This window comes from Trueperaceae bacterium, assembly GCA_031581195.1.
Lineage (GTDB): Bacteria > Deinococcota > Deinococci > Deinococcales > Trueperaceae > SLSQ01.
The window spans coordinates 1-9,884 of sequence record JAVLCF010000086.1 but is presented as its reverse complement, the minus strand read 5'-3'; the positions used below and the strand labels follow the sequence as shown (position 1 = coordinate 9,884).

Genomic DNA, 9,884 nt, shown 5'->3' with positions numbered 1-9,884 from the left:
CCAACGGCAGCTACACCAGCACCCTCACCGCCACCACCCCCGGCACCGCGACCGTCACCGCCGCCGTCACCCCCACCCTCGACCCCGACGGTGCCCCCGTCACCCCCGATCCCGTCACGCTCACCATCACGCCCGGCGCGCCCAACCCCACCACGAGCACCCTCACCACCGTCCGCACCACGCAGACCACCGACGACGCCGCGACCCTGTCCCTCCAGCTCGTCGACGCCCACGGCAACCCGACCACCCTCGACGCCGTGCCCCTCCAACCCACCACCCTCGACCTCACCACCACGCACGGCACCCTCACGCCCCCCCGACGCCGCGCCGACGGCACCTACGTCAGCACCCTCGCCGCCACCCGCCCCGGCACCGCCACCGTCACCGCCACGCTCGACGGTCGCGCCCTCCCGACCGTCCCCACGATCTCCGTCCGCGCCGCCCCGGGCGGCGTGCGGTGGTCGCGGAGCTTCGGGGTCGCGCTCGACTCCGTCAGGGATCTCGCGGCCGACGGCGACGGGCACATCTACGTCACCGGATCCACGGCGGCCGCGCTCGCCGGTGCGAACGCCGGAAAGAAGGACGCGTACCTCCGCAAGTACACACTCGACGGCACCCTCGTGTGGACGCGCCAGTTCGGAAGCTCCAAGGACGACGGCGCGAACGCCGTCGCGATCGATGCCCAAGGACGCCCCTACGTGGCGGGGTTCTCGAACGGCCCGATTCCGGGAGCAGAAGGCGCGAGCGGAACCGACGCCTTCGTCCGCGCGTACGCGGCCGACGGGACCGTCCGGTGGACGACGCAGTTCGCGGACGTCCGAATCTCCGACGTCGCGGTCGATGCCGACGGCTACGCGTACGTCGGCGGGAGGGTCGAACCCAAGAGGTTTACGTACGACGCACACGTTCGCGCCTACGACCCCGACGGCACGATCCGATGGAAAAAGACGTTCGGGGACGCAGACAACTCCACGTCCGCCAATGGCGTGGCGACGGACGCCGAAGGCTACGTCTACGTGAGCGGCAACACCGAAACGACCCTCGTGGAGGGCGAGACCCTCGTGGGGAACGACGACGCGTTCGTGCGATCGTACGTCTCGAACGGGGACGTGCGCTGGACCGAACAGTTCGGGACCCCCGCCTTCGACGAAGCGACGGACGTCGCGACGGGCGAGGACGGACACGTGTACGTCACGGGAAGGACGCGCGGCAGCCTCCTCTCCCCCAGCGACGTGCATGCCGGAGGGCTCGACGTCTTCGTTCGATCGTTCGTATCGAACGGCGACGTGCGGTGGACCGACCAGTTCGGGACGTCCGCCGACGACGAGGGCACGGACGTCACGGTCGGCGCGGACGGCCTCGTCGCCCTCACCGGCAAGACCGAGGGCGATCTCGAGCGAACGCTCGTCGGGACCGAGGACGGGTTCCTCCGCACGTACGACACCGAGGGCGCACGGCGGGGCGCCCTGCAGTACGGGGGGTCCGCCGACCAGTACGCGTTCGGCGTCGCCCTCGACGCGAAGGGGAACGCGTACGTCGCGTGGTCGGGCGAGCAGGCGCCGACGGTGAACGGCATTCGGCGCTTTCGTCCCTGACCCCGACCCGGGGTCGGAGGTTGAAACCGCCCTCGCCCGCCGGCCGCTCCGCCGGCGCCCCGCACCCGTGGGGCGCCACCGATGCCCGTGCGATGCGTTCGCGTCGGCCCGCGGGGAGCGCGGTTCGTGGGCGACCCCACGGCGGGGGGCGGCCCTCCCCGGGAGGATGGGGGAGTGGACGGAGGCCCCATCGACGTCGTCTGGCTGAAACGCGACCTGCGGCTGCACGACCACGCGCCCCTCGCGCGCGCGGCGGCGGACCCCGCCCCGGGCGGCACGCTCGTGCTGTACGTCCGCGAGCCGGACCTCCGCGCCCACCCGACGCACCACCCGTCGCACGCCCGGTTCGTGGAGCAGGCCCTGCGCGAGCTCGGCGACGGACTGCGGGCGCGGGGTGCGGCGTTGACGGTCGCCGACGGCGCGATGCCGGACGTCCTGGAGCGGATCCGACGCGAGGTCGGCCCGATCCGCCGGTTGGCGTCGCACCAGGAGACCGGCCACGAGGCGTCGTACGCCCGCGACCGACGGGTCGCGGCCTGGTGCCGCGCGCACCGCGTGTCGTGGAGCGAAGCGGTCCAGGACGGCGTCGAGCGGGGCCTCCGTGCGCGCGACGGGTGGGCGGGGCACTGGCGGGCGTTCGCGAACGCCGGCGAGGTCCCGGTCCCCGCGCACCTCCCGGCGCCCCCACCGGCCGCGTTCACGCTGTCCGGCGCCCACACCGGCGGGGCGGACGCGGTCCCCGCGACGCCGGAGGCCGGCCGGCCGGAGGCGCTCGCGGGCGGCGAGGCCGCCGCGGCGGAGCGCTTGGCGAGCTTCCTGCACGAGCGGGGCGAGACGTACACCGCGGCGATGGCGTCCCCCGTCGAGGGCTGGACGGCGTGCAGCCGGATTTCGGCGGACCTGGCGTACGGCACGCTGTCGCAGCGGCGCGCCTGGCAGGCGGCACGCGCGCGACGGGCGGCGCTGCCGCGCGGGGCGACGACGTGGGCGCGTAGCCTCCGCAGTTTCGAGCGGCGGTTGGTGTGGCGCAGCCACTTCATGCAGAAGTTGGAGAGCGAACCGACGCTCGAGCGGCGCGCGATGAACCGGGCGCTGGACGACCTGTACGACGATCGTTGGGACGCCGAGCGGTTCGACGCGTGGCGGGAGGGACGGACCGGCGTGCCGCTGGTGGACGCCGGGATGCGGGCGTTGGCGGCGGGCGGATGGGTGAACTTCCGGCTGCGGGCGACGCTCGTGAGTTTCGCGACGCACCTCCTGGAGCTCGATTGGCGGCCGGTCGCGGAGGTCCTCGCCCCCCGCTTCCTCGATTTCGAGCCGGGCATCCACTACGCGCAGGTCCAGATGCAGGCGGGCGTGACCGGCATCCACACGATCCGCATCTACGCGCCGTTCAAGCAGGCGAAGGACGTCGATCCCGACGGTGCGTTCGTCCGCCGCTGGGTGCCGGAACTGCGCGACGTGCCGGCGCCGTGGCACCTCGCCCCGCACGACGCACCGCCCCTCGTCGCGCCCGCGTACCCCGCCCCGATCGTGGACGTCGCCGCCGCCCGGCGGGGGGCGCAGGCGCGGCTGTACGCCGCGAAGGGGGCGCCCGCCACGCGGCGGGCGGCGGAGGCGGTGTTGGCGCGGCACGTCGACCGGCGCGAGCGCGCCCCCCGGCGGCGCGCGGACTGAGGTTCAGGGGGCGCCGTCCGCCCCGAGGTGCGCGTCGAACCAGTCGGCCGTGAGGTCGCCGACCCGATCGAGGGTGCCGGGTTCCTCGAACAGGTGGCCCGCCCCCGGGACGACGGCGAGGTCGACGTCGCAACGCAGCGTGCGTCGTGCCGCTTCGTTGAGGTCCCAGACGGCGCGGTCCTCGCTGCCGACGATGAGGCGGGTGGGGCAGCGGACGCGGGGGAGGGCGTCGCCGGCGAGGTCGACGCGGCCGCCGCGCGCCTCGACGGCGTGCACGCGTCGGGGGGCGTCGGCGGCGGCGCGCAACGCCGCCGCCGCCCCGGTGCTGGCGCCGTACAGGCCGACCGGGAGGCGCCCGACGTCGGGGCGCTCGGCGAGCACGTCGAGGGCGGCGTGGAGGCGGCGTGCGAGCCGTGGGACGTCGAACCGGTGGCGCTCCCCGGCCCGGTCGGCGCGGTCCTCCGCGTCGCTCAGCAGGTCGAGGAGCAGCGTCGCGAAGCCGTCGGCGTGGAGACGGGCGGCGACGGCGCGGTTCCGGGGGCTGTGGCGACCGCTGCCGCTCCCGTGCGCGAACGCGACGCAGCCGCGCGCGACGGCGGGAACGCGGAGGTCGCCGTGGAGGTCGACCCCGTCGGTCGGGACGACGATCCCGTGGGGCCGTGGGCCGTCCGCCGCGTCGTCGTCGGGCGGGCGGGTCCCCCCGCCCGCCCGCGCCGCGTGCGTCATTCCGATTCGATGGGCAGCTCGCGGTGGCCGCCGTTCTCGCGGATCGGGAGGCGGAGGGTGAGGACGCCGTCCTTGAAGGTCGCCTTGGCGGTCTCGGGATCGACGTCGCGGGGCAGCGCCACGCGCCGTTCGATGCGGCCGTAGCGGTTCTCGCGCAGGTAGACGTCGCCCTCCTCGTGGACCATGTCCTCCTTGCGTTCACCCCAGGCGTGGATGGTGTCGTCGTCGACCTCGACGTGCAGGTCTTCGCGCGTCAGGCCGGGCAGCGACGCCCGCAGCACGAGCGTGCCGTCCTCCTCGAAGAGGTCGGTGCGGACGTCGTGCGTCTCGCCCTCCCCGAAGAACGGGCGGGGGGCGAAGCGGGGGTCGTTCCAGAGTCGATCGATCGCGTCGAACGGATCGGGAACGGTGCGGCGTCGTGTGGGGAGCAGGCGGGCCATACGTCACCTCTTTCCGCCGGTCGGTACCGCCGACGAGCGCAGCCGAGGCGAGGCGTGGACCCGGGCCGGGAGGGGAAACCGGAGGCAGGACGTCCGCGCGTCGGTCCGCGGCCTCGCCGGCGGCACGGACCTGGCGAAATCCAGTGGAGCGCACCCGGCGCCGCCGCGCGGTGCCGAACGTCACGCCGGCGCCCCCGGCGGGCGCACGCCTCGGACCCCACCCCCGCAGGAACACCCCAGGGGGGTATGTCGGGGGCGTGGCCCGCACCCGGCGCCGGACGTGGCACCCTCGGACCGACGGGGCGCGCGACGCCCCCCGAGGAGGTTGACCATGCAGACGTTCGCCCGGACCGTCCCCACCGACCTGACCGCCACGAAGGCGCACCTCGCCGACGCGCTGCAGGCGCAGGGCTTCGGCATCCTGACCGAGGTCGATCTGGCCGCCACCTTCGACGCGAAGCTCGGCGAAGCGCACGAGGGCCACACGATCCTCGGGGTGTGCAACCCGCGCTTGGCGAAGGACGCCCTCGAGGTCGACCGCGACGTCGCCCTGCTGCTGCCCTGCACCGCGACGCTCCGCAGCGTCGACGGTGGCACCGAGGTCCGCATCCTGTCCCCCGCGTCCGCCTTCGAGCTGCTCGACGCCGACGTCCGCGAACGCCTCGCCGGCCTCGGCGACGACGCGACCCGCCGGCTCGAGGGTGCGCTCGACGCCCTCGAGGGGGACGCCGCCGCCTGACGCCGGTCCCCATCCGTCACCGCGCCCCCGCCGGCGGTCCGGTAGCGTCCCCTGACGGCCCTTCGGGGCGCAGGAGGTGAGCATGTGCTGGACGGGGATCCTGATCGGTGGGGCGATGACGTTCGCCGGCGTGGCGCTGTTGGTCCGCTTCTTCACGGCGCGCGGCGCGACGGCGGTCGAGCGCGCCGGACCGGCGCGGACCGAATCGATGATCCTGGGGGCGTTGCTGGCGTCCGTCGGGCCGTTGCTGTTCCTCCTCGGCCTGACCGGTCTGCTCTGCGACGCGTTCGGGATCGGCTGGTAGGGGACGCCCCCGCCGGGGCGCACGTCCTCCGGACGACGCACGCCGGCACGCCCAGGCGCTACACTGAACGTAGATGAAGGAAGGGCCGCGCAGGTCGGCGGCACCCTCCTCAACACGCCCCCGCGAACCGGGGGCGTTTTTCGGTGGTGCGGCGGCGCGTGCGTGCACGCGCCGCACCCCGAGCGTCGCTCCCTCGGTGTGAGCGACGGCCGCCGCCGGTCCCCGCACCGGCGGTAGCCTCGCGACGGTTCGCCGTCCCCGCTCGGCCTCGGCCCTCCTCCCCGCGAACCGGAGAGGAGACCAGCGTGGCCGATCCCGTCCTCGTCCCGCTCGACGGGTCCCCGCTCGCCGAACGGGTCCTCCCGCACGTCCTCGCCGTCACGCGCGGCACGACCCCCCACCTCGACCTCGCCCGCGTCCTGGTGCCCCCCACCCTGGCCGGCGACCCGACCCCGACCGACCCTATCGCGTGGCGCCTCGCCCGCGACGAAGCGACGGCGTACCTCGACGGCGTCCGCCACGCCCTCGCCCCGAACGGCGACGCGCACGCCGGCCTCCACGACGTCACCGCCCACGTCCTCGAGGGCGACCCCGCCGGCAGCCTGCTCGCGTTCGCCCGCGAGCGCGGCACCGCGCTGGTGGCGCTCTCCAGCCACGGTCGCAGCGGCCTCGCCGGCTGGAACCTCGGAGGCGTGGGGCACAAGGTCGCCGACCACGCCCGCAGTCACCTCCTCGTCGTCCGCGCCTTCGACGACGCCCCGGTCCGTGACGCCGACGGCCGCGTCCGTACCGCGCGCTACCGGCTCGAGCCGTACGTCCTCGCGGCGGACGTGTACGGTTGGCCGCCGCACGTCGGCCGGGGCGGCTGGAGTTGGTACACCGGGTCCGCCGGCTGGGCCTACCGCCTCGCGGTGGAGGGGATCCTCGGGCTGCACCGCGAGGGCGACGCCCTGCGCGTCGCGCCGCACCTCCCGCCCGCCTGGCCGGAGGCGGAGGTGGCGTACCGGTTCGGGGCGACGACCTACCGGCTGTCCTACCGGCGTGGGGCGCCGGACGCCCCCCTGCACGTGACGTGCGACGGGCGCGCGTGCCCGGACGCGCGGGTGCCGCTCCGCAACGACGGCGCTCCGCACGCGGTGCACGCGCGCGTTCCGGCGGTGGGGACGTCCGCCCCTGGCGGGGCGGACCGGGGCGCGGGAGGGTGAGCGGATGCGCCGCCCGTCGGGTGGGCGCGGGGAGGTGACGCCGTGACGATGCCGCCGCGGGTGCTGCTGCTGGTCGCGCACCCGAACCCGGACAGCTTCAATCACGCGTTGGCGCGCGCCGCGACCGAAGCGCTCGAGGCGGGCGGCGTCCGCGTGGATCTGCACGACCTGCACCGCGAGGGCTTCGACCCGCGCCTCGGCGCGCGCGAGCTCGTCGAGGGCTCCAGCGACGACCCGCAGGTCGAGGCGCACGTGCGCGCCCTCGTCGCGGCGGACGCGTGGGTCGTGGTGCACCCCGTCTGGTTCGACCAGCCTCCGGCGATCCTGAGCGGGTGGGTGCAGCGCGTCGTCCGGGAGGGCGACGCCTTCGAGCACGCGCCCGAGGGGGGGTTCCGCGGGCTGTTGCGGGCCCGCGAGGCGTGCGTCGTGACGACGCAGAACGCGCCGTACGAGGCGCCCGACGCGCTCGACCGGTACTGGCGGTCGTTCGTGCTGCCCGCCGTCGGCATCGAGCGGCACGAACGCCTGGCGTTCGGACCGGTCGTGACGAGCGACCTCGCGACCCGGCGCGCGTGGCTGGAGACGCTCGCCGCGGCGTGCGACGCCCTGGCCGGCCGCCTCGTCGCCCGGACCTGACGCCGCGCGCGCCGCCGCCGGTGGCGCCGGCGACGCCGCCCCCGGCGGCGGCGGCGTACGCTTCGTGGATACCCGGGGTCGGGAGGCCGCCTTGACCGTTCGTCTCGCCATCACGCTCGCCCTGAAGGAGATGCTCCGCAACACGCCGAGGTTCGCGTCGATCAGCGCCGTCATCGCCCTGATCACGGTCCTGATCCTGTTCCTCGCCGGCCTCGGGGAGGGCTTGGCGCTCGGCAACCGGCAGTTCCTGGAACGCATCGACGGCGACCTGCTGGTCTACCAGGAGACCGCCGACCTGCAGATCGCCGCCAGCCAGTTCGACGGGTCGGTCCTGGCCTCGATCCGGCGGGTGGACGGCGTCGCGGACCTCGGGGCGCTCGCGTTCTCCAGCACCGTCGTCGAGCCGCTGGGCGGGGACGCCGCCGCGTCGCTCGAGGGGGAGCGGGTGGCGTTGATCGGCGTGGAGCCGGGACGGCCCGGCCTGCCGGCGGTCCGGGAGGGGCGCGCGTTCACGTCGCTGGATGCGAACGAGGTGATCTTCGGGGCGCGCGCGGCGTTGTTCACCGGGGCGGAGGTCGGCGACGTGGTGACGGTCCGCTCGACGCAGGGCGCCGTCGACGAACGCTACGACCTGCGCGTCGTCGGGATCGCGGGCGGGCAGCAGTACCAGATCTCGGCGAGCATCCTCACGCCGCTCGCGACGTTCGAGCGGGTCCGTCCGAGGGCGGACGCCGGCGTCGACCCGACGCGTCTGTTGTTCGACGTCGTCGCGGTCCGCGCGGCGGACGGCGTCGAGCCCGCGACGTTGAAGGCCCGCATCGAGCGGGAGGTGCGCGGCGTCGAGGCGGTCGACCTGGTGACCGCCTACACGAACGTGCCGGGCTACACCGCGCAGGAGAGCACGGTGAACACGCAGACGTTCTTCACGTTGATCATCGGGGTGCTGGTGGTCGGCGGGTTCTTCCAGATCCAGACCCTGCAGAAGGTCCCGCAGATCGGCATGCTGAAGGCGATCGGCGCCGGCGGGGGCCTGATCGCGTGGTCGACGGTGCTGCAGATCGTGTTCACGAACCTCGTCGGGGTGGCGCTCGGGGCGCTCGGGACGGCGGCGTTGGCGGCGTCGTTCCCGCCGCAGGTCCCGATCGAGTTCCGCCCCACGAACGTCGGGACCGCCGTCGCGGGGCTGTTGGTGATCGGCCCCGCCGGGGGCTTGGTCGCCCTCCGGGCGGCGCTCCGCGTCGAGCCGCTCACCGCCTTGGGGTTGGGCAAGTGACGCGCGCGCAGCCGCGCGACGTCGCGCCGCCGCCGCCCGGCGCGACTCCGCACGCCCCGCCCGCCCTCGAGGTGCACGACCTGACGAAGACGTACCGGCTCGGCGAGCAGACGATCACCGCGGTCGGGGGCGTGTCGTTCGCCGTGGAGCCCGGGGAGTTCATCGCGCTGGTGGGGCCGTCGGGGTCGGGCAAGACCAGCCTGTTGGCGATGCTGGCCGGCCTGCTGCGCCCGAGCGACGGGACCGTCCGGATCGCCGGGCAGGCGGTCGCGGACCTGAACGAGCGGGCGTTGACGCGGTTCCGCCGCCGGAACATCGGGTTCACCTTCCAATCGAACAACCTCCTGCCGTACCTGACGGTGCTCGAGAACGTGCTGCTGATGCTGTCGCTGAACGGCCGGACGACCCCCGCCGCGCGAGATTGGGCGCTGGAGCTGCTCGAGCAGTTGGGGCTCGGCGACCGGCTGGACAACCTCCCGTCGCAACTCTCGGGCGGTCAGCAGCAGCGCGTGTCGATCGCGCGGGCGTTGATCCACCGTCCCGCGCTGGTGCTGGCCGACGAACCGACCGCCAGCCTCGACACCGAACGGGCGCACCAGGTGGTGGAGACGTTCGCGTCGCTGATCCACGACGAGCGGCGGGCGGGGATCATGGTGACGCACGACCTGCGCATGGTGCGCTACGTCGACCGGGTGGTGCAGATGCGCGACGGCGTGCTGGAACGCATCGTCGACGACCCCGCGGACGTCGCGAAGCTCTCGGAGGGGGCCCCGTGAGGCCCGGGAAAGGACGACGCCGGTGAAGAGCCTTCGGATTCTCGTGCCCGTGGTGCTGTTGGGGGCCGGCCTGGCGGTCGGCGTGATCTGGTGGACGGGGGGGCCGGGGGCGCCGCCGGCGGCCTCCACCCGCCCGGCGGACGCCGTCGCGGACGTCTCCCCCGCTCCGGAGCCGTCGCGCGCGGCGGTCGCGCCGCCCTCGACGGCGGAGGCGGAGGTCGCGCCGCGCCGCACCGCCGAGCTCGCCTTCCCCGTCGCCGGGACGGTGGCGGCGCGGACGGTCGAGGTGGGGGACGACGTCGCGGCGGGCGACGTCCTCGCGCGCCTCGACGCCGCGACGCAGCGGGCGCGCGTCGCCGAGGCCGCGGCGGCGGTCTCCGCCGCCGACGCGCAGGTCGCCGCCGCCCGCGAGGGCGTGCGCGCCGCGGAACGCCAGCGGGCCGTGCAGGCCGCCGCGGTGAACGTCGCGCGCGCCGCGCGGGAGGCGGCGGACGCCGGCGCGCGGTTGGCGGC

11 protein-coding genes are annotated in these 9,884 nt (G+C 75.2%); 9 read left to right on the top strand and 2 right to left on the bottom strand.

What is annotated here, in order from left to right; all coding sequences use genetic code 11:
- Together RI554_08595 and RI554_08590 are read left to right on the top strand one after the other, a co-directional pair.
- Positions 1–1,595, top strand: a 1,595-nt coding sequence (locus RI554_08595; GenBank protein ID MDR9392069.1) for an SBBP repeat-containing protein, incomplete at its 5' end; no start/stop codon positions are given.
- A 174-nt stretch (positions 1,596–1,769) separates the two neighbouring features.
- Positions 1,770–3,272 (top strand): deoxyribodipyrimidine photo-lyase/cryptochrome family protein, encoded by a 1,503-nt coding sequence (locus tag RI554_08590; protein ID MDR9392068.1) that lies wholly within the window; start codon positions 1,770–1,772, stop codon positions 3,270–3,272.
- 3 nt (positions 3,273–3,275) lie between these two features.
- On the opposite strand, the gene RI554_08585 is transcribed toward RI554_08590, so the two are convergent.
- A complete protein-coding gene (locus RI554_08585; GenBank protein ID MDR9392067.1) occupies positions 3,276–3,998 on the bottom strand; it encodes a dienelactone hydrolase family protein in 723 nt (240 codons plus the stop codon).
- On the bottom strand, positions 3,995–4,438 hold the full coding sequence (locus tag RI554_08580) for an Hsp20/alpha crystallin family protein (protein ID MDR9392066.1): 444 nt from the start codon (positions 4,436–4,438) through the stop codon (positions 3,995–3,997). The genes RI554_08585 and RI554_08580 overlap by 4 nt, the downstream gene beginning before the upstream one ends.
- A gap of 331 nt (positions 4,439–4,769) precedes the next feature.
- Between RI554_08580 and RI554_08575 the strand changes: the two genes are divergently transcribed.
- From RI554_08575 to RI554_08545, 7 genes are all read left to right on the top strand, one after another.
- On the top strand, positions 4,770–5,177 hold the full coding sequence (locus RI554_08575; GenBank protein MDR9392065.1) for a DUF302 domain-containing protein: 408 nt from the start codon (positions 4,770–4,772) through the stop codon (positions 5,175–5,177).
- Positions 5,178–5,259: 82 nt separating this feature from the next.
- The gene (locus RI554_08570; protein ID MDR9392064.1) at positions 5,260–5,481 is read left to right on the top strand and encodes a hypothetical protein; all 222 of its coding nucleotides are present in this window, start codon (positions 5,260–5,262) and stop codon (positions 5,479–5,481) included.
- A gap of 305 nt (positions 5,482–5,786) precedes the next feature.
- Positions 5,787–6,686 (top strand): universal stress protein, encoded by a 900-nt coding sequence (locus RI554_08565; protein MDR9392063.1) that lies wholly within the window; start codon positions 5,787–5,789, stop codon positions 6,684–6,686.
- A gap of 48 nt (positions 6,687–6,734) precedes the next feature.
- Positions 6,735–7,322 carry an NAD(P)H-dependent oxidoreductase gene (locus tag RI554_08560; protein ID MDR9392062.1) on the top strand — a complete coding sequence of 196 codons (588 nt, stop codon included), beginning with the start codon at positions 6,735–6,737 and terminating at the stop codon, positions 7,320–7,322.
- Between the two features lie 91 nt (positions 7,323–7,413).
- Entirely contained in the window at positions 7,414–8,595 is a 1,182-nt protein-coding gene (locus RI554_08555; GenBank protein ID MDR9392061.1) for an ABC transporter permease, read from the top strand.
- The gene (locus RI554_08550; protein ID MDR9392060.1) at positions 8,592–9,371 is read left to right on the top strand and encodes an ABC transporter ATP-binding protein; all 780 of its coding nucleotides are present in this window, start codon (positions 8,592–8,594) and stop codon (positions 9,369–9,371) included. The genes RI554_08555 and RI554_08550 overlap by 4 nt, the downstream gene beginning before the upstream one ends.
- A gap of 22 nt (positions 9,372–9,393) precedes the next feature.
- The coding region (locus RI554_08545) for a biotin/lipoyl-binding protein (GenBank protein ID MDR9392059.1) at positions 9,394–9,884 on the top strand (491 nt) is incomplete at its 3' end.